General features: G+C 66.7%; 17 protein-coding genes. 14 read left to right on the forward strand and 3 right to left on the reverse strand.

Annotation, left to right across the window (positions count from 1 at the left end):
- Positions 1 to 117: 117 nt before the first annotated feature.
- Entirely contained in the window at positions 118 to 981 is an 864-nt protein-coding gene (locus PT85_RS08050; protein ID WP_039560907.1) for a ChaN family lipoprotein, read from the reverse strand.
- A 132-nt stretch (positions 982 to 1113) separates the two neighbouring features.
- Here PT85_RS08050 and PT85_RS08055 point away from each other — a divergent pair, with 132 nt between their 5' ends.
- Positions 1114 to 1431, forward strand: a complete 318-nt coding sequence (locus PT85_RS08055) for a Rieske (2Fe-2S) protein (RefSeq protein ID WP_027588960.1) — start codon at positions 1114 to 1116, stop codon at positions 1429 to 1431.
- Here the strand turns inward: PT85_RS08055 and sfsA are convergent.
- Both sfsA and PT85_RS08065 read right to left on the reverse strand, forming a co-directional pair.
- On the reverse strand, positions 1428 to 2132 hold the full coding sequence (sfsA, locus tag PT85_RS08060) for a DNA/RNA nuclease SfsA (RefSeq protein ID WP_027588961.1): 705 nt from the start codon (positions 2130 to 2132) through the stop codon (positions 1428 to 1430). The two genes, PT85_RS08055 and sfsA, sit on opposite strands and share 4 nt — an antisense overlap.
- Positions 2122 to 3303 carry a pyridoxal phosphate-dependent aminotransferase gene (locus PT85_RS08065; protein WP_027588962.1) on the reverse strand — a complete coding sequence of 394 codons (1182 nt, stop codon included), beginning with the start codon at positions 3301 to 3303 and terminating at the stop codon, positions 2122 to 2124. Before PT85_RS08065 ends, sfsA begins: the two co-directional genes overlap by 11 nt.
- 207 nt (positions 3304 to 3510) lie before the next feature.
- Here PT85_RS08065 and dksA point away from each other — a divergent pair, with 207 nt between their 5' ends.
- The 13 genes from dksA to PT85_RS08130 all read left to right on the forward strand — a co-directional run bounded on the left by dksA (position 3511) and on the right by PT85_RS08130 (position 18345).
- Positions 3511 to 3954, forward strand: a complete 444-nt coding sequence (gene dksA, locus PT85_RS08070) for an RNA polymerase-binding protein DksA (protein WP_027588963.1) — start codon at positions 3511 to 3513, stop codon at positions 3952 to 3954.
- A gap of 45 nt (positions 3955 to 3999) precedes the next feature.
- Positions 4000 to 4887 (forward strand): tRNA glutamyl-Q(34) synthetase GluQRS, encoded by an 888-nt coding sequence (gene gluQRS / locus PT85_RS08075; RefSeq protein WP_039606492.1) that lies wholly within the window; start codon positions 4000 to 4002, stop codon positions 4885 to 4887.
- A 108-nt stretch (positions 4888 to 4995) separates the two neighbouring features.
- The gene (locus PT85_RS18030) at positions 4996 to 5172 is read left to right on the forward strand and encodes a hypothetical protein (RefSeq protein WP_027589012.1); all 177 of its coding nucleotides are present in this window, start codon (positions 4996 to 4998) and stop codon (positions 5170 to 5172) included.
- Positions 5156 to 8110 (forward strand): sensor histidine kinase, encoded by a 2955-nt coding sequence (locus PT85_RS08085; protein ID WP_027588965.1) that lies wholly within the window; start codon positions 5156 to 5158, stop codon positions 8108 to 8110. Before PT85_RS18030 ends, PT85_RS08085 begins: the two co-directional genes overlap by 17 nt.
- Before the next feature lie 23 nt (positions 8111 to 8133).
- Complete coding sequence (locus tag PT85_RS08090) at positions 8134 to 9537, forward strand: sigma-54-dependent transcriptional regulator (RefSeq protein ID WP_027588966.1); 1404 nt, start codon at positions 8134 to 8136, stop codon at positions 9535 to 9537.
- A gap of 671 nt (positions 9538 to 10208) precedes the next feature.
- Positions 10209 to 11600 (forward strand): polynucleotide adenylyltransferase PcnB, encoded by a 1392-nt coding sequence (locus tag PT85_RS08095; protein WP_027588967.1) that lies wholly within the window; start codon positions 10209 to 10211, stop codon positions 11598 to 11600.
- A gap of 1 nt (position 11601) precedes the next feature.
- On the forward strand, positions 11602 to 12099 hold the full coding sequence (gene folK / locus PT85_RS08100) for a 2-amino-4-hydroxy-6-hydroxymethyldihydropteridine diphosphokinase (protein WP_027588968.1): 498 nt from the start codon (positions 11602 to 11604) through the stop codon (positions 12097 to 12099).
- A gap of 201 nt (positions 12100 to 12300) precedes the next feature.
- Positions 12301 to 13098, forward strand: a complete 798-nt coding sequence (panB, locus tag PT85_RS08105) for a 3-methyl-2-oxobutanoate hydroxymethyltransferase (RefSeq protein ID WP_039606408.1) — start codon at positions 12301 to 12303, stop codon at positions 13096 to 13098.
- On the forward strand, positions 13095 to 13943 hold the full coding sequence (gene panC / locus PT85_RS08110; protein WP_039606409.1) for a pantoate--beta-alanine ligase: 849 nt from the start codon (positions 13095 to 13097) through the stop codon (positions 13941 to 13943). Before panB ends, panC begins: the two co-directional genes overlap by 4 nt.
- Positions 13944 to 14021: 78 nt before the next feature.
- On the forward strand, positions 14022 to 14402 hold the full coding sequence (panD, locus tag PT85_RS08115; protein WP_039560897.1) for an aspartate 1-decarboxylase: 381 nt from the start codon (positions 14022 to 14024) through the stop codon (positions 14400 to 14402).
- Between the two features lie 132 nt (positions 14403 to 14534).
- Entirely contained in the window at positions 14535 to 16199 is a 1665-nt protein-coding gene (pgi, locus tag PT85_RS08120) for a glucose-6-phosphate isomerase (RefSeq protein ID WP_039606493.1), read from the forward strand.
- 54 nt (positions 16200 to 16253) lie between these two features.
- Complete coding sequence (locus tag PT85_RS08125; RefSeq protein ID WP_039606410.1) at positions 16254 to 17132, forward strand: oxygenase MpaB family protein; 879 nt, start codon at positions 16254 to 16256, stop codon at positions 17130 to 17132.
- A gap of 202 nt (positions 17133 to 17334) precedes the next feature.
- Positions 17335 to 18345: a class I SAM-dependent rRNA methyltransferase gene (locus PT85_RS08130; RefSeq protein ID WP_039606411.1), complete on the forward strand. Its 1011-nt coding sequence runs from the start codon at positions 17335 to 17337 to the stop codon at positions 18343 to 18345.
- Positions 18346 to 18402: the final 57 nt, after the last annotated feature.

Below are 18402 nucleotides of genomic sequence, written 5' to 3' on the forward strand. Positions count from 1 at the left end.
TGGCCCCAATCGGGCGGCGGTTCTTCAGACTATCTCCTCATCAGGCTAATCACGGTTTTAGACCCGGCACCCGCCGGGTCTTTTTTTGTCCGCCGACCACGCGCCCCACTCAACGCCTCAGGGCCGCCGTTCCCGCCATTCTGCACAGTGATCCTTTTCCGGCAGAGCGCGGGTATACCAGACGAAATCCGCCTGCCGCTCGCTGAGGTCGGCCCCCTCCTCGGCGAGGATCAGCACTCGGGTCACGCCCCGTGCCCCGAGGTCGTCGAGATGCAACGGCACGCCCAGATCACGGCGCACATGGAAGGCACCCGCGAACAACAGGGCCGGCCGTGGCGCCTGCAACAGACGCTCGGCCATGCGCCGGTCGCGCTGCTGCTGGACAAGGCGCATGGCCGGCACCTGCGACTCGGGCAGCATTCCGCAATGCGACTCCCGGATCTGGACATCCAGCGCGGCCAATACCGCCGGCGCACCGCTGCGTTGGCCGCCCAGCTGTGGCTGGCGTCGATAAATGTCGAGGATTTCGCTGCGATCCAGGTTGGCCGCCAGCAGCGGACTGGGCAGCCCCAGCGCGTACTCCACCAGCTCGCCATACAACGCCCAATCCCAGCCAGGCTGCCAGGCCAGCGCCTCGACCAGGTCTCCAGGGCGTTCACCCGCCGCCCAGCGGGCGCGCACGGCATCCACGCGCGCCTGCTGATCGGGGTTGAGCATTTCCAGCAACAGGCTGCCGGTCTGGCGCCGCTGCGCAAGCGCCTCCAGCAGCCAGCGCTGCAAGACGTGATGATCCGGGTGATCGTGGCGTTCGCCGACCAGCACCCAGTCCGCCCTGGCCAGCTCGCCTACCAATTGTTCGGGGGTCAATCGCTCGCCGCTCCGCAGATCGACGATTCCATTGTCGATCTGCCCGCTCGGCAGCGGCGGCAGCTGCTGGCAACCGGTCAGCAGCCAGAGCATGGCCAGCACTATCAGACGCATGTCGTTCCCCCTTCATGAAACGAACCCACGCGGCGAAGCATAAGTTTCCGTTTGTCAGCCGACCAGTCGGCCGGCCGCTTGGCATTTGCCGGCAGGGCTGGATAATGCGCGGCCTCACCCGCAGAGGTCCCCATGATTCGACTGTGTGCCCCCGAAGAACTGGCCGAAGGCCAGAGCCGCGGCTTCAGCCTGCCCGGCACCCGCGTGCTGGCCGTGCGCCGCGCTGGCCGTGTATATGCCTACGAGAATCGCTGCCCGCACCGCAACACGCCCCTGGAATGGCAGGCGGACCGCTTCCTGGATCAAAGCGGCACGCTCATCCAGTGCGCCAGCCACGGCGCCCTGTTCAGCATCGAGACCGGCGAATGCGTCTCCGGTCCCTGCGTGGGGCAGGAGCTGAACCTGATTCCCTGTGAAGAGAACGCGCAAGGCATCTGGGTCGACCCCTAAAGCACCTCCAACTGCCGCACCAGGCTGATGCTATCTGGGGTCAGCTCGGCCCCGTAGGCCAGCACCTCCACCCCGGCGCGCTTCGCTTCGCGCAGCGCCGCCGCGTAGGCAGGGTCAATCTCCTCGGCGGCACGGACCGCCTCGATGCCGGACAGGTTCACGCAATACAGCTGCACCGCACGGATACCACTGCGCGCCAGGGCCGCCAGCTCGCGCAGATGGCGCGCGCCGCGCTCGGTGCGTGCATCCGGAAAGGCCGCCACCGCCTCGCCGGCGTAGCCAAGGGTGACGCTTTTCACCTCCACGTACACTGCCTCACCAGCAAAATCCAGGCAGAAGTCGATCCGGCTGTTTTCCACGCCGTAGCGCACCTCGCGGCGCAGGCCATCGAAGCCGGCCAACTCGCGAATGACGCCCCCACGCAGCGCCTCCTCGACCAGCGGATTGGCCCGCGCGGTATTGATGCAGGCAAGCCGGCCATGCGGCGTTTCACTCAACTCCCAGGTGCCGGGTAGCTTGCGCCGGGGATCATCGCTGCGACTGAACCACACGCGCCCGTCCGCCTGCATGCAGTTGAGCATCGAACCCGTGTTCGGGCAGTGGATGCACAACTCCTCGCCCTGCTCGGTCACCACGTCAGCCAGGAAGCGCTTGTAGCGACGACGCAGGCGCCCCCGCTCCAGCGGTCGCTCAAAGTGCATGGGGCCGCCAGCTGCGCAATCCCCGGGCAATGCGCGCCACGGCTTCTTCCAGGCGCGGCAGGCTCTGGGTATAGGCGAAACGCACATGCCGGTCGGCCAAGTGATGGCCGAAGTCGATGCCGGGCGTGACGGCGACGTACTCGGTTTCGATCAGATGGCGACACAGGTCGTAGGCGTTGCCACCGAACGCCGAGATATCCGCATATAAATAGAAGGCGCCTTCCGGCTCCACCTCGATCCGGAAACCCAGCTCGCGCAGGGCGGGTAGCAGGTAGTCGCGGCGCCGGGCGAATTCGCCGCGCCGCGCCTCGAGGATCTCCAGGGTGGCCGGCGCGAAGCAGGCCAGCGCGGCGTGCTGGGCCACGGTGGAGGCGCTGATATAGAGGTTCTGCGCCAGTTTTTCCAGCTCCGGCACGGCCGCGGGGGGCGCCACCAGCCAGCCCAGGCGCCAGCCGGTCATGCCGAAGTACTTGGAAAAGCTGTTGAGCACGAAGGCGTCGTCATCCACCTCCAGCACGCTGTGCGCGTCCGTACCGTAGGTCAGGCCGTGGTAGATCTCGTCAACCACCAGGTGACCGCCGCGTGCGCGCGCAGCCGCGGACAGGGCCGCCAGCTCGTCGCGGCGCAGCAGCGTTCCGGTCGGATTGGCCGGCGACGCCACCAGGGCGCCTACACTGTCCGCATTCCAGTAACCTTCCAGCAGTTCAGCGGTCAGTTGATAACGCGTCTGCGGGCCAACCGGCACCAGCTGTGCCGCGCCTTCGACCAGTCGCAGGAAATGCCGGTTGCAGGGATAGCCCGGATCGGCCAGCAACCAGTGCTTGCCGGGATCGACCAGCAGGCTGCTGGCCAGCAATAGCGCGCCGGAGCCGCCGGGGGTGATCAGGATGCGTTCGGGGTCCAGCGACAGGCCGTAACGGTCGGCATAGAAGCCGGCCAGTGCCTCACGCAGTTGTGGCAGGCCGCGGGCCGAGGTGTAACGGGTGTGGCCGGCGGCAAGGGCTGCCTGACCGGCGGCAACAATGGGATCGGCGGTGGTGAAATCCGGCTCGCCGATCTCCAGGTGGATGACGTCATGGCCCGCCGCCTGGAGCTCATTGGCCCGCGCCAGCAGCGCCATGACATGAAAGGGTTCGATGGCGCGACTGCGCGCGCTGAAGGAGCTGAGCAATGCAATCTCTCCCGCCGTGGCGATGGGGAAAACCGGCGATTCTAGCGAACCATGAGCACCGCGGGCAGTTACGACCGTCCGGGAGTAGCGCACCCCGGTACGTTCTGGTAATTTCGCCCGCTTTGATGCGCGGGGGTCCGGTTTGCAACTGACCGGAAGGACTTTCCCCCACGTCTGGGGAATTGAGAAAGCGAGAGGCGGACATCCATGCCCACCAAAGCAAAAGAGCAACAAGGCCAACTCAACCGTGGCTTCGAGCCCTACCAGCCGGCCAAGGGTGAGGAGTACATGAGCGATGCCATGCGCGCTCACTTCACCGATATCCTCAACAAGTGGAAGCTGGAACTGATGCAGGAAGTGGATCGCACCGTGACCCACATGCAGGATGAAGCCGCCAACTTCCCCGATCCGGCCGACCGCGCCAGCCAGGAAGAAGAGTTCAGCCTGGAACTGCGCACCCGCGACCGTGAGCGCAAGCTGATCAAGAAGATCGACGAGACGCTGACCCTCATCGAAGAGAACGAGTACGGCTGGTGCGACTCCTGCGGTGTCGAAATCGGCCTGCGCCGGCTGGAAGCCCGCCCCACCGCCACGCTGTGCATCGACTGCAAGACCCTGGCGGAAATCAAGGAAAAGCAGATCGGTTCCTGATCCCGAACGGGGCGCCAGCGGCGCCCCGTTTCGTTTCCGATGCCCATGCCCCAACGTCCCGCCTACACCGGCCGCTTCGCCCCGACGCCCAGCGGCTATCTGCACTTCGGCTCACTGGTCGCCGCCCTGGCGTCCTATCTGGACGCCCGCGCTGTCGGTGGCGTCTGGCGGGTGCGCATGGAAGATCTCGACCCTCCCCGCGAAGTACCCGGCGCACAGGATGCCATCCTGCACACCCTGGAAACCTACGGTTTCGAATGGGATGGTCCGGTGCTGCGCCAGAGCGACCGGCATGAGGCCTATGCCGAGGTGGTGGGCCGCCTGCTTGCGCAGGACCTGGCCTATCCGTGCCACTGTTCGCGCAAGCAGCTCGAGGGCCAGGCGATTTATCCCGGCACCTGCCGCGATGCGCATCTGGACCGCCACGACGCCGCCATCCGCCTGCGTGTCCCGGACCGTGAATACGCCTTTGTTGACCGGGTGCAAGGCGCGTTCCGCCAGCATCTGGGTCGCGAGGTGGGCGACTTCATCATCCAGCGCCGCGACGGCTTTTACGCCTACCAGCTGGCGGTGGTCCTGGATGACGCGTTCCAGGGAATGACCGATATCGTGCGCGGCGCCGACCTGCTGGACAACACGCCGCGCCAGCTCTACCTGCAGGAACTGCTCGGCCTGCCCCAGCCCCGCTACCTGCATGTCCCCCTGCTGACCCAGCCGGATGGCCACAAGCTGGGCAAGCGTTACCGCTCGCCGCCGCTGCCGGCCGAGCAGGCCGCACCCCTGCTGTGCCGAGCCCTGCGCGCTCTGGGCCAGGCGCCCGAGCCCACGCTGGAGCAGGCCACTCCCCGGGAGGTGCTGGCCTGGGGTATCGCCCACTGGGACGCCGGACGCATTCCCCGCCAAGCCACCCTGGCCGAAGCGCAACTTCGCTAGCCCTATCGCGCAGAAATCGAACGGCAATACCGACCGTCGCTTGCAGCCTGGCGTCCATCGCTTATAACGTTGGGCCCGACGACCGCAACCCGCGAAGCCTGCCCCACCATGTACATCTATCGACTGGTCCTGCTTCTGGTGGTGGGCATCTACCTGTTCTCACCGGCCATCATGGACGGCTGGATCCAGCCGGGCAGCGCCTGGTACCGTCCGTACCTGCTGTGGCTGATCCTGATCGTCGTCACCTTCCTGCTGCTGAGCAACCGCGATGCCGATGAGCTTTAACCTCAGCCAGCTGCTGCTGCTCAGCGCGCTGTACCTGCTTGCCCTGTTCGGCGTCGCCTGGCTGAGCGAACGCGGCGCGATTCCGCGCGGTCTGGTGCGCCACCCGATGATCTACACGCTGTCGCTGGGCGTATACGCCAGCGCCTGGGCCTTCTACAGCTCGGTGGGCCTGGCCTACCAGTACGGCTATGGCTTCCTGGCCTGTTACCTCGGGGTGAGCGGCGCCTTCCTGCTGGCACCCGTACTGCTGCAGCCGATCCTGCGCATCACCCGCACCTATCAGCTGTCCTCGCTGGCCGACCTGTTTGCCTTCCGCTTTCGCAGCAGCTGGGCCGGCGGGCTGACCACCACCTTCATGCTGATCGGCATCCTGCCGCTGCTGGCATTGCAGATCCAGGCGGTCACCGACGCCATCGGCATCCTCACCCGAGAGCCGCCGCACGCACGGGTGGCACTCAGCTACTGCGCGCTGATCATCCTCTTCACCATCCTGTTTGGCGCCCGGCACATCGCCACCCGGGAAAAGCACGAAGGCCTGGTGTTCGCCATGGCCTTCGAATCGGTAGTCAAGCTCAGCGCTCTGGCCGGCATCGGCCTGTATGCGCTCTATCGGGTGTTCGACGGCCCCCAGGGCCTGGAAGCCTGGCTGCTGCAAAACCAGGAAGCCCTCGCCACACTGCACACGCCCTTGCAGGAAGGCCCCTGGCGCACCCTGTTGCTGGTGTTCTTCGCATCGGCAATCGTCATGCCGCACATGTACCACATGACCTTCACCGAGAACCTGCGCCCGCGCAACCTGGCTTCCGCCAGCTGGGGCCTGCCGCTGTTCCTGCTGCTGATCAGCCTGCCAGTGCCGTTGATCTTGTGGGCCGGGCTCAAGCTGGGCGCCGGGACCCACCCGGAGTTCTTCACCCTGGGCGTCGGCCTCGCACTGGACAACCCGGCGCTGACCCTGCTGGCCTACATCGGCGGGCTGTCGGCCTCCAGTGGCCTGATCATCGTCGCCACGCTGGCGCTCTCCGGCATGGCGCTGAACCATCTGGTGCTGCCGGTGTTCCAGCCCAGCGGCGAGAGCAACATCTACGCCTGGCTGAAATGGACCCGCCGCAGCCTGATCGTCGCCATCATTCTCGCCGGCTACGGCTTCTACCTGATGCTGGGTGCCGAGCGCGACCTGTCGGCGCTGGGCATCGTCTCCTTCGTCGCCACCCTGCAGTTCCTCCCCGGTGTGCTGGCAGTGCTCTACTGGCCAAGCGCCAACCGGCGCGGCTTCATCGCCGGTCTCCTGGCCGGCTTCGGCATCTGGCTGGTGAGCATGCTGCTGCCGCTGGTCGGCAACCTGCCCGGGGTGTACCTGCCCGTCCTCGACCTCATCTATGTGCTAGATGACAGCAGCTGGCACCTGGCGGCCATCACCTCGCTGACCGCCAACGTACTGGTCTTCGCCCTGGTGTCGCTGTTCACCGAGCCGAATCCGCGCGAACGCAGCGCCGCCGAAGCCTGCGCCGTGGGCAACGTGCGGCGCCAGCCACGCCGCGAGCTGATCGCCACCTCACCGCAGGACTTCGCCTCGCAGCTGAGCAAGCCGTTGGGCGCAAAGACCGCCCAACGTGAAGTGGAACGCGCACTCAATGAACTGAAGCTGCCGTTCGACGAGCGCCGCCCCTACGCCCTGCGTCGCCTGCGCGACCAGATCGAAGCCAACCTGTCCGGCCTGATGGGCCCCAGCTTCGCCCAGGACATCGTGTCCACCTTCCTGCCCTACAAGAAGAGCAACGAAGCCTACGTCTCCGAGGACATCCACTTCATCGAAAGCCGCCTGGAGGACTACCGCTCGCGCCTCACCGGCCTGGCCGCCGAGCTGGACAGCCTGCGCCGCTACCACCGACAGACCCTGCAGGACCTGCCGGTGGGGGTCTGCTCCCTGGCCAAGGATCACGAGATCCTCATGTGGAACCACTGCCTGGAAGAACTCACCGGCATCCCCGCCCAGCGTGTGCTGGGCGAACGGCTGTCGGCCATCGACGAGCCCTGGCGAGACCTGTTGATGGACTTCATCGCCGCCCCCGACGAACACATCCACAAGCACCGCCTGCTGCTGGATGGCGAGGTGCGCTGGTTGAACCTGCACAAGGCCGCCATCGAGGAACCCCTGACCCCGGGACATACGGGCCTGGTGCTACTGGTCGAGGACCAGACCGCGACCCGCGCCCTGGAGGACAAACTCGTGCATGCCGAACGCCTGGCCAGCATCGGCCGCCTGGCTGCCGGCGTGGCCCACGAGATCGGCAACCCGATCACCGGCATCGCCTGCCTGGCGCAGAACCTGCGCGAGGAGCGTAGCGGCGACGCAGAAGTTACCGAAAGCAGCGCGCAGATCATCGAGCAGACCAAGCGGGTGTCACGCATCGTCCAGTCGCTGATGAACTTCGCTCATGCCGGCGCGCGTCAGCCAGGCAGCGAACGCGTCTGCCTGGCCGAGATCACCCGCGACGCCATCGCCCTGCTGCAACTCAACCGCGAAGGCACCGAGGTGCAGTTCCTCAACCTGTGCAATCCGCAGCACTGCGCGGAAGGCGATCCGCAGCGCCTCGCCCAGGTGCTGATCAACCTGCTGTCCAACGCCCGCGACGCCTCCCAGCCGGGTGGCAGCATCCGGGTGAGCAGCGAGGCGGACGAGCACAGCGTGGTGCTGTGCGTGGAGGACGAAGGCAGCGGCATCCCCAAGAGCGCCATGGACCGCCTGTTCGAACCCTTCTTCACCACCAAGGATCCCGGCAAGGGCACCGGCCTGGGCCTCGCGCTGGTCTATTCGATCGTGGAAGAGCATTATGGCCACATCGCCATCGACAGTCCGGCCGACCCGGAACGCCAGCGCGGCACCCGCTTCCGGGTGACCCTGCCGCGTCACGTCACGCCCATCAACGTCCCGTCCTGAGCCGTCGAGGAGAACCCTGCTCCATGCCCCACATTCTCATCGTCGAAGACGAAACCATCATCCGCTCCGCCCTACGCCGGCTGCTCGAGCGCAACCAGTACGCGGTGAGCGAGGCCGGTTCCGTGCAGGAGGCCCAGGAACGCTACAGCATTCCCGGCTTCGACCTGATCATCAGCGACCTGCGCCTGCCCGGCGCGCCCGGCACCGAGCTGATCCGCCTGGCCGAAGGCACGCCGGTGCTGATCATGACCAGCTATGCCAGCCTGCGCTCGGCGGTGGACTCCATGAAGCTCGGTGCGGTGGACTACATCGCCAAGCCGTTCGACCATGACGAGATGCTGCAGGCCGTTTCGCGCATTCTCAGTGAGCGTCCCGCCACCGTCCCAGCCGCTACGCCGGCCCGCGAGGAGAAGCCGGCCAGCCCGAACGACCTCGGCATCATCGGCTCCTGCCCGGCGATGCAGGACCTGTTCGGCAAGATCCGCAAGGTGGCACCCACCGACTCCACCGTGCTGATCCAGGGCGAATCCGGCACCGGCAAGGAGCTGGTGGCCCGCGCCCTGCACAATCTGTCACGCCGCGCCCGCGCGCCGCTGATCTCGGTGAACTGCGCGGCGATTCCGGAAACCCTGATCGAGTCGGAACTGTTCGGCCACGAGAAGGGCGCCTTTACCGGCGCCAGCGCCAGCCGCACCGGCCTGGTGGAAGCCGCCGACGGGGGCACCCTGTTCCTCGACGAGATCGGCGAATTGCCGCTGGACGCACAGGCGCGCCTGCTGCGCGTGCTACAGGAAGGCGAGATCCGCCGCGTCGGCTCGGTGCAGTCGCAGAAGGTCGACGTCCGCCTGATCGCCGCCACGCACCGCGACCTTAAAAGCCTGGCCAAGCTGGGCCAGTTCCGCGAAGACCTTTACTACCGGCTGCACGTCATCTCCCTGAAGCTGCCCCCGCTGCGCCAGCGCGGCAACGACGTCATCGAACTCGCCGACACCCTGCTGGCCCGCCAGTGCGCCCGCATGGGTCGCACACCGATGCACTTCACCGAAGAAGCCCGCCAGGTCATCACCCACTATGCCTGGCCCGGCAACGTGCGCGAGCTGGAAAACGCCATCGAGCGTGCGGTGATTCTCTGCGAAAGCGAGAAAATCCCGGCCGACCTGCTGGGCATCGACCTGGAACTGGACAGCCTGGGCGTCGGCGACGAGGACTTCCCGGACAGCTCAATGCTCTCGCCGCAACCGCGTAACGAGCCCGCCGAGAATCTTTCGCTGGAAGACTACTTCCAACACTTCGTCCTCGAGCATCAGGACCACATGACCGAAACCGAACTGGCCCGCAAGCTGGGCATCAGCCGCAAGTGCCTGTGGGAACGTCGCCAGCGCCTGGGCATCCCACGGCGCCGCACGGGGGTGGGCAGCGGCTCCTGAGTCGCAGCGGGTGTTACCGGCAACCCGACGGGTAACGCACCCAGGTTCCGACGGTAACGAAAATGCCATCCCCAACCTGCACGAACGGTCACCGGATTCAGCTAACTCATTGAAAACAAAGCTTTTTATTTTTCTGGCACAACTTCTGCTTTATCTCAGGCACAACAACAACAAAAACCAAGAAACTCCATAACAAGAACAACACGCAACGACTCCTGCATAACAACGATAAAAAGGCGGAGACGCAGCAAACTGATCATTTTGGAGCAGAACGGTCTACGGGGCTTCCCCGGGCACATGCGAAACAACAAGACTGCCTGTGATGCAGCGAAGCGCATGGCCGGATCATCGATCAGGACCACGTCAGCAACCAAAGTAATCCGTTCGCTATTGGCCCCCGATTGGGGGTGCGTATGCGGGCTTCGGCCTGGCCTACGCTTCGGCGATAACAACACCAACAGCCGAAACAATAACAACAACAGCAACACTACTTCAGGGGGAGCTTCGGCTCCCCTTTCCATTGGCCAATAACCTTGCGTTCCCGATTGCCCCACCCCGGTGCTAGAATTCCCGGCCATCGCATGCCCGGCAGTCACCGGCGGCCATGATCGCCCCCTGCGCGTTCCCGCCCAGCCCCCTGCCGGTTACCCCTTCCCGACACAGTAGCGCCCATGCTGAAGAAGCTGTTCCAGTCATTCCGATTCCCCTTGCGTCGCGCCGCGCACCCGCGCAGCACGCCCCAGGTGCTGGGCAGCCGCCAGCATTCCGTGAACCGTTCCAGTATCAGCCGCAACGCCGTGATGGTGGTGGAGCGACTGCAGAAGGCCGGCTATCAGGCCTACGCCGTGGGCGGCTGCGTCCGCGACCTGCTGCTCGAGCTGCCGCCCAAGGATTTCGACGTAGCCACCAGCGCCACGCCCGAACAGGTGCGCGCCGAGTTCCGCAACGCACGCATCATCGGCCGGCGCTTTCGCCTGGTTCATGTGCATTTCGGGCGCGAGATCATCGAGGTGGCCACCTTCCGAGCCGGCCATGGCGCCGATGACGCCGAAGAGGACAGCAACCGGGCGGCCCACCACGAAAGCGGGCGCATCCTGCGCGACAACGTCTACGGCACGCTGGAAGATGACGCCCAGCGCCGCGACTTCACCATCAATGCGCTCTACTACGACCCGGTCACCGAGCGCATCCTCGATTACACCCACGGCGTGCCGGACATCCGCAATCGCCTGGTGCGCCTGATCGGCGACCCGCGCCAGCGCTACCAGGAAGACCCGGTGCGCATGCTCCGCGCGGTGCGTTTCGCCGCCAAGCTGGACTTCGACATCGAGAAGCACAGCGCCGCGCCCATCAGAGAACTGGCGCCGCTACTGCGCGACATCCCCGCCGCACGCCTGTTCGAGGAAGTGCTCAAGCTGTTCCTCGCCGGCCGGGCCGAACGCACCTTCGAGCTGCTGCTGCACTACGACCTGTTCGCACCGCTGTTCCCGGCGACCGCCCAGGCCCTGAAGGAAAACCCCGAGTACACCGGCACACTGATCCGCCAGGCGCTGATCAACACCGACGAGCGCATTCGCCTCGGCAAGCCGGTGACCCCGGCGTTCCTGCTCGCCGCACTGCTCTGGCCGGCCCTGCCGGCACGCGTGCTCCAGCAGCAGGAGCGCGGCCTGCCGCCGATCCCTGCCATGCAGGAAGCCGCCCACGACCTGATCGCCGAGCAGTGCCGGCGCATCGCAGTGCCCAAACGCTTCACGCTGCCGATCCGCGAAATCTGGGACATGCAGGAACGTCTGCCGCGCCGCCAAGGCAAGCGCGCCGATCTGCTGCTGGAAAATCCGCGCTTCCGCGCCGGCTATGACTTCCTGCTGCTGCGCGAAAGCGCCGGCGAGGAGACCGGCGGCCTGGGCGACTGGTGGACCCGCTATCAGGAGGTGGACGACAGCACCCGTCGCACCATGATTCGCGACCTCAGCAAGGAAGACGGCGGCGCCGCACCGCGCAAGCGCCGGCGCAGCCCGCGCAAACGCCGTCCCGCCAGCCAATCGGGCGGCAGCGACGACTGAGATGGAACGCGCCTACATCGCGCTGGGCAGCAACCTCGCGACACCGGTCGAGCAACTGCACGCCGCACTGCGGGCGTTGGCCGCACTGCCCGGCAGCCAACTGGCGGCCGTTTCCTCCTTCTACGCCAGCGATCCGCTCGGCCCGCCGGAGCAGCCGCGCTTCGTGAATGCCGTGGCCGCGCTGGACACCGAACTGGCGCCCCTGGCGCTGCTGGATGCCCTGCAGGCCATCGAGCGTGAACAGGGCCGCGTTCGCAAGGCCGAGCGCTGGGGGCCGCGCACCCTCGACCTGGATATCCTGCTGTTCGGCGACCTGCAGCTTGCCAGCGAGCGCCTGACCTTGCCGCACTACCATATGCACGCCCGTGCCTTCGTGCTCTATCCACTGGCGGAGATCGCCCCCGACCTGAGCCTGCCGGATGGCCGGCCGTTGCGCGCGCTGCTCGCCGACTGCCCGTATGCCGGACTGGAACGGTTACCCCAGGCAGCCACGAAGTAACCCCCGGTAACATTCGTAATTGACTTCGCCCGGACCCATCTGGACTATAAGCGCCCCAAGACCCGGCAATGGCGGTAACAGCCCCGGGCGCGCGACCCGGGCCTCAGCGAAAGGACGGGGCGCGGAGCCTCCCACTTTCCTGCAGTTCACTCCGGCCCGTGTTGACGTCCGGAGTCATCCGCTCCGCGAAGAGGATCCACCATGCCCATCACGCTGACCACGCTGCAAAGCCGCAAGCAGAACGGCGAGAAGATCGCCATGCTGACCTGCTACGACGCCACCTTCGCCGCCGCGGCGAACGCGGCCGGTGTCGACATCCTGCTGATTGGCGACTCCCTCGGCATGGTCCTGCAGGGCCATGACAGCACGCTGCCGGTGACGGTCGCCGACATGGCCTACCACACCGCCTGCGTGAAGCGCGGCAACAGCGAGACAATGATCCTTGCCGACCTGCCGTTCATGGCCAATGCCTCCCTGGAGCAGACCCTGCTCAACAGCGCCGAGCTGATGCGCGCCGGCGCGCACATGATCAAGGTGGAGGGGGCCGGCTGGCTGGCCGAGTCCATCCGCCATTTGGCCGATCGCGGCATTCCGGTGTGCGCTCACCTGGGCCTCACTCCGCAGGCGGTCAATGTGTTCGGCGGCTACAAGGTGCAGGGTCGCAGCGAGGCCCAGGCTCGCCAGCTGCGTGCCGATGCCATCGCCCTGGAGCAGGCAGGCGCCGCCATGCTGCTGCTCGAATGCGTACCCAGCGCCCTTGCGGCGGAGGTCACCCAGGCGGTTTCCATTCCGGTGATCGGCATTGGCGCCGGCCCCGGCACCGATGGCCAGGTCCTGGTGATGCACGACATGCTCGGCCTGTCGCTGACCGGCCGCACGCCCAAGTTCGTGAAGAATTTCATGGAGGGTCAGCCGAGCATCCAGGCGGCCCTCAGCGCCTATGTCCAGGCCGTCAAGGCCGTCACCTTCCCCGCCCCCGAGCACGAATTTTCCGCATGAACACCGTCACCACCGTCCAGCAACTGCGCGACGCCGTCGCCCAGGCGCGCCGCGCGGGCCAGCGCATCGGCCTGGTTCCCACCATGGGCAACCTGCATGCCGGCCATGTCTCGCTGATCGAGCAGGCCCGCCGCAGCGCCGACTTCATCGTCGCCAGCATCTTCGTCAACCCGCTGCAGTTCGGCGCCAACGAGGATCTGGACAAGTACCCGCGCACCCTGGCCGAGGATCAGGACAAGCTGGCGGCCGCCGGCTGCAACCTGCTGTTCACCCCGACCGTCGCCGAGATGTATCCCAATGGCATGGACGGCCAGACCCGCGTGCTGGTGCCCGGTGTCTCCGAAGGCCTGTGCGGCACCAGCCGCCCCGGCCATTTCGAGGGCGTGGCCACCGTGGTGTGCAAGCTGTTCAACATGGTGCAGCCGGATATGGCCGTGTTCGGCGAGAAGGACTACCAGCAGCTGGCGGTGATCCGCACCCTGGTGCGCGACCTGAACCTGCCCATCGAGATCCAGGGCGCGCCCATCGTGCGTGCCGCGGACGGTCTGGCGCTGTCCTCGCGCAACGGCTATCTCAGCGCCGAGCAGCGATCCGTTGCGCCGGCGCTGTACCGCAGCCTGCAACAGCTGGCGGAGCGCCTGCGCAACGGCGAGACGGACCATGCCGCGCTGGTCGCCGAGGCCCGTCGCAGCCAGGAGGCCGCCGGCTTCCGCCCGGATTACCTGGAAATCCGCGAAGCCAGCAGCCTGCGCCCGGCCACCGCGGACGACCGCAATCTGGTCCTGCTGGCCGCTGCCTATCTTGGCAACACCCGACTGATCGACAACCTCTGCGTCGAACGCTGACCCCGCGCGGCGGCTTGCCCACCCCCCGGGGGTGAGGCACACTCGCCGCCGCCCGCATCCCTGGAGGATTACCCCGCCATGCATGCCATCATGCTCAAGGCCAAACTGCACCGCGCCATCGTTACCCACGCGGTGCTCGACTACGAAGGTTCCTGCGCCATCGACGGCGACTGGCTGGACATGTCCGGCATTCGCGAATACGAGCAGATCCAGATCTACAACGTCGACAATGGCGAACGTTTCACCACCTATGCCATTCGTGGCGAAGCCGGGTCGCGCATCATTTCCGTCAACGGCGCCGCTGCCCACAAGGCCGACGTGGGCCACCGCCTGATCATCTGTGCCTATGCTCACTACGCCGAAGCCGAGCTGGATGACCACACACCACGGGTGCTGTACATCGGCGCCGACGGTGCGCTGAGCCATACCAGCAACGCCATTCCGGTGCAGCTGGCCTGAGGCCGGCCATCGGTCGGCCGGGGGAAACCCCGCGAGTTTTTTCGCTCCAAGGACAGTAGCGCGCCTACGCGCAGGACTTGCCCCGCCGCGCCACAGCCTTCGCGGCATCGCCCCAGGAACCCGGACGACATGCTGCCGTACTACCAGACCCCGCACGACATCACCCTCCTGCCCGCCTGGCAACAGCTCGCCGAGCATCGCCAGACCATGCGGGACTTCAGCCTGCGCCAGGCGTTCGCCGAGGATCCCAAGCGCTTTGCCAGCTTTTCCATGGACAGCTGCGGGCTGTTCCTCGACTACTCGAAGAATCTGGTCAACGAGCAGACCATCGCGCTGCTGATGCGCCTGGCCCGCGAGGCAGGTCTGCAGCCGTCCATCGAGGCCCTGCTGGATGGCAAGCCGGTGAACGCCTCCGAGGGGCGCCCGGCGCTGCACACCGCCCTGCGCCGCCCGGTTGGGGAGCAGGTGCTGGTCAACGGCCAGGACGTGATGCCCGAGGTGCACCGGGTGCTGGGGCAGATGACCGACCTGGTCGGCCGCATTCACAGCAGCCTGTGGCGCGGCTACAGCGAGAAGAGCATCACCGACGTGGTGAACATCGGCATCGGCGGCTCCTACCTGGGTCCCGAGTTGGTCTCCGAGGCGCTGTTGCCGTTCCGCCAGCGCGGCGTGCGCTGCCACTACCTGGCCAATATCGACGGCAGCGAGTTCCGCGAGCTGACCGCGCGGCTGAACGCCGAAACTACCCTGTTCATCGTCTCCAGCAAGTCGTTCAGCACCCTGGAAACCCTGAAGAACGCCCTCGCCGCCCGCGAGTGGTACCTGGCCAGCGGCGGCTGCGAGGGCAAGCTGTATCGGCACTTCATCGCCGTCACCAGCAATCGCCAGGCGGCCATCGACTTCGGCATCCGCGAAGAGAACATCTTCCCCATGTGGGACTGGGTCGGCGGCCGCTACTCGCTGTGGTCGGCCATCGGCCTGCCCACCGCGCTGGCCATCGGCATGGCCAACTTCAAGGAGCTGCTCACCGGCGCCTACAGCATGGACCGCCATCTGCGCGACGCGCCGTTCGAGCGCAACATGCCGGTGCTGCTGGCCATGCTCGGCGTCTGGTACCAGAACTTCTGGGGCGCGCGCAGTCATGCGTTCCTGCCCTACGACCACTACCTGCGCAACTTCGTGAAACACCTGCAGCAGCTGGACATGGAATCCAACGGCAAGAGCGTGCTGCAGGATGGCCGCCCGGCGCCCTGCGACACTGGCGCGGTGGTCTGGGGCGGCGTCGGCTGCAACGGCCAGCACGCCTATCACCAGCTGCTGCACCAGGGCACCCAGTTCATTCCCGCCGACTTCATCGTCCCGGTGGTCAGCTACAACCCGCTGGGTGACCACCACCAGTGGCTGTACGCCAACTGCCTGTCGCAGAGCCAGGCGCTGATGCTCGGCAAGACCCGCGCGGAAGCCGAGGCGGAGCTGCGCGCCAAGGGCCTGGCCGAGGCCGAGGTGCAGCGCCTGGCGCCGCACAAGGTCATCCCCGGCAACCGCCCCAGCAACACCCTGGTGATCGAGCACATCGACCCGCGCCGGCTGGGCGCCCTGGTGGCGCTCTATGAGCACAAGGTCTTCGTGCAGAGCGCCATCTGGGGCATCAACGCCTTCGATCAGTGGGGGGTTGAGCTCGGCAAGGAACTGGGCCGCAACGTCTACGACAGCCTCACCGGCCAGCGCCCGGCCAGCGACGAGGATGGCTCGACCCGCGGACTGATCGACTTCTTCCGCAGCCGCCATCGCGGCTAGCGGTAATGGGTAGGCCGGAGGTCCACCGGCCCCCAAGAGCATGAGGCGACCACGATGGAATTCCTGCGCCAGCGCATCGAGCGCCATGTGCTCAGCCTGAGTGGGCTTACCCTCTCCGGCGTCGACATGGAACACCCCAAGGGGGATCCCGGCCTGTTCGGCCCGGACTCGGTGTGCTGGCGAGTACACAGCGACTTCACCTCGATGCTGATCGGCGGCATCTCCGCGCTGATGATCCAGATGCTGCATCCGCTGGCCCTGGCCGGGGTCTGGGAGCATTCCAACTTCCGCCAGGACATGCTGGGCCGCCTGCGCCGCACCGGCCAGTTCATCGCCGGCACCACCTTCGCCAGCCGCGCCGATGCCGAACGGCTGATCGCCCGGGTGTGCGCCATCCATGACCGGGTCAGCGGCATCGCGCCGGATGGCCGACCCTACGCGGCCAACGATCCGCACCTGCTCACCTGGGTGCACGTGGCCGAGGTGTACAGCTTCCTGCAATCGCACCTGCGTTATCGCAACCCCCATCTGAGCGGCGCCGAGCAGGACCGCTACTACGCCGAGATCGCCCTGGTCGGCGAACTGCTCGGTGCCCGCGACATTCCGCGCTCACGCCAGCAGGTGGCCGACTACTTCCGGGCGATGCAGGCGGAACTGCTTTGCGACTGGCGCTGCCGGGAGGTGCTGGATGCCCTGCTCGATGCGCCAGCCCCGAGCACCCTGACCCGTCCCTTCGGCAGCCTGATGCTGCAGGCCGGCATCGAGCTGCTGCCCGACTGGGCGACTCACCTGCTGGGCTTTCACCTGGCGGCACCACGCCGCCAGCTGATCCGCACGGCGGTGCGCCACAGTGCGCCCGTGCTGCGCTGGGCGGTGCGCAACGGCTCAATCCACCGTGCCCGGCGCCGCATGGGCATGCCGCCGGGCGGCTAGGTTTCGAGAACGTGCTCGGCATATCGCTGCGATCCCGGGCACGTGCGCCGGCCGCCGAGGTGGCCCACGTGTTGCGTTGACCACCCTGCCAGCCCCGCCGCGGAGCGGGCGGGACCATACCCACGAACAAGGGGGTTCTGCTGGTCGCGGGCGATTTCCGTTAGAATCGCCGCCTCTCCCCGTCCCTCCCGAGTAGCTTCGCATGCCTGCTCTGCAACAGGCGCTGCGCGCCGCCCTCGCCTCCCGCCGCGAACTGATCGAGCGCCTGCATGGCCAAGGTACCGACTGCTATCGGCTGTTCCATGGCAGCCAGGAAGGCGCGCCCGGCCTCACGCTGGACCGCTACGGCCCGCAGCTGCTGATCCAGAGCTTTCACGAATCACTGGATCCGCAACAGCTGCCCCTGCTGGTCGCCGAAGTCGAGGCCTTCTTCGGGCATCCGCTGCTGCCGGTATACAACGATCGCGCGCGCGGCAACTCGCGGGTCGATCGCGGAGCGTACCGCCCCGATGCGGACGCCGTCGCCGAGCAGGTGGGACATGAATGGGGACTGAACTACCGGGTGCGTGGCCGGCATGCCGGACAGGATCCGCTGCTGTTTCTCGACCTGCGCAACGCCCGCGGCTGGGTGAAAGCCAACAGCCAGGGGTTGTCCATGCTCAACCTGTTCGCCTACACCTGCGGCGTCGGCCTGTGCGGGGCAGCTGGCGGTGCCTCGGAGGTGTGGAACCTGGACTTCGCCGCCGGCAACCTGGCCGTCGGTCGCGAGAATGCCGCACTCAATCCGCAACTACCGACCATGCGCTTCGTGCAGTCCGACTACTTCCCGGCCATCCGTCAACTGGCCGGGCAGCCCGTCGCCCATCGCCGCGGTCAGCGCCTGCCGGTCTACCCGCACCTTGAGGCGCGGCAGTTCGACCTGGTGTTCCTCGACCCTCCGGCCTGGGCGAAGAGCCCGTTTGGCACCGTCGATCTGCTGCGCGACTATCAGAGCCTGCTCAAGCCGGCCCTGCAGGTGACCGCCGACGGCGGCACGCTGGTGTGCAACAACAACCTGGCCAAGGTGCCGCTGGACGAGTGGCGCAGCCTGGTGCTGCGCTGCGCCGAAAAAGCCGGCCGACCGGTGCGCGACTGCCAGTACCTGCCCCCGGCCAGTGATTTTCCCTCGCTCGCCGGGGACCCGCCGCTGAAGACGCTGATCCTGAGGCTCTGAGTTCCCGGGCAGACCCGCATTCAGCTGCCATACTTGGCGCCGTCAAAGCTGGCGGAA

This window comes from Pseudomonas flexibilis, from assembly GCF_000806415.1.
Classification (GTDB): Bacteria; Pseudomonadota; Gammaproteobacteria; order Pseudomonadales; family Pseudomonadaceae; genus Serpens; species Serpens flexibilis.

Excerpts from the sequence above, each read along its gene's own strand:
- PT85_RS08050 (WP_039560907.1), bottom strand. The coding sequence starts at position 981 with ATGCGTCTGATAGTGCTGGCCATGCTCTGGCTGCTGACCGGTTGCCAG.
- PT85_RS08055 (WP_027588960.1), top strand. The coding sequence starts at position 1,114 with ATGATTCGACTGTGTGCCCCCGAAGAACTGGCCGAAGGCCAGAGCCGC.
- sfsA (WP_027588961.1), bottom strand. The coding sequence starts at position 2,132 with ATGCACTTTGAGCGACCGCTGGAGCGGGGGCGCCTGCGTCGTCGCTAC.
- dksA (WP_027588963.1), top strand. The coding sequence starts at position 3,511 with ATGCCCACCAAAGCAAAAGAGCAACAAGGCCAACTCAACCGTGGCTTC.
- gluQRS (WP_039606492.1), top strand. The coding sequence starts at position 4,000 with ATGCCCCAACGTCCCGCCTACACCGGCCGCTTCGCCCCGACGCCCAGC.
- PT85_RS18030 (WP_027589012.1), top strand. The coding sequence starts at position 4,996 with ATGTACATCTATCGACTGGTCCTGCTTCTGGTGGTGGGCATCTACCTG.
- PT85_RS08085 (WP_027588965.1), top strand. The coding sequence starts at position 5,156 with ATGCCGATGAGCTTTAACCTCAGCCAGCTGCTGCTGCTCAGCGCGCTG.
- PT85_RS08090 (WP_027588966.1), top strand. The coding sequence starts at position 8,134 with ATGCCCCACATTCTCATCGTCGAAGACGAAACCATCATCCGCTCCGCC.
- PT85_RS08095 (WP_027588967.1), top strand. The coding sequence starts at position 10,209 with ATGCTGAAGAAGCTGTTCCAGTCATTCCGATTCCCCTTGCGTCGCGCC.
- folK (WP_027588968.1), top strand. The coding sequence starts at position 11,602 with ATGGAACGCGCCTACATCGCGCTGGGCAGCAACCTCGCGACACCGGTC.
- panB (WP_039606408.1), top strand. The coding sequence starts at position 12,301 with ATGCCCATCACGCTGACCACGCTGCAAAGCCGCAAGCAGAACGGCGAG.
- panC (WP_039606409.1), top strand. The coding sequence starts at position 13,095 with ATGAACACCGTCACCACCGTCCAGCAACTGCGCGACGCCGTCGCCCAG.
- panD (WP_039560897.1), top strand. The coding sequence starts at position 14,022 with ATGCATGCCATCATGCTCAAGGCCAAACTGCACCGCGCCATCGTTACC.
- PT85_RS08125 (WP_039606410.1), top strand. The coding sequence starts at position 16,254 with ATGGAATTCCTGCGCCAGCGCATCGAGCGCCATGTGCTCAGCCTGAGT.
- PT85_RS08130 (WP_039606411.1), top strand. The coding sequence starts at position 17,335 with ATGCCTGCTCTGCAACAGGCGCTGCGCGCCGCCCTCGCCTCCCGCCGC.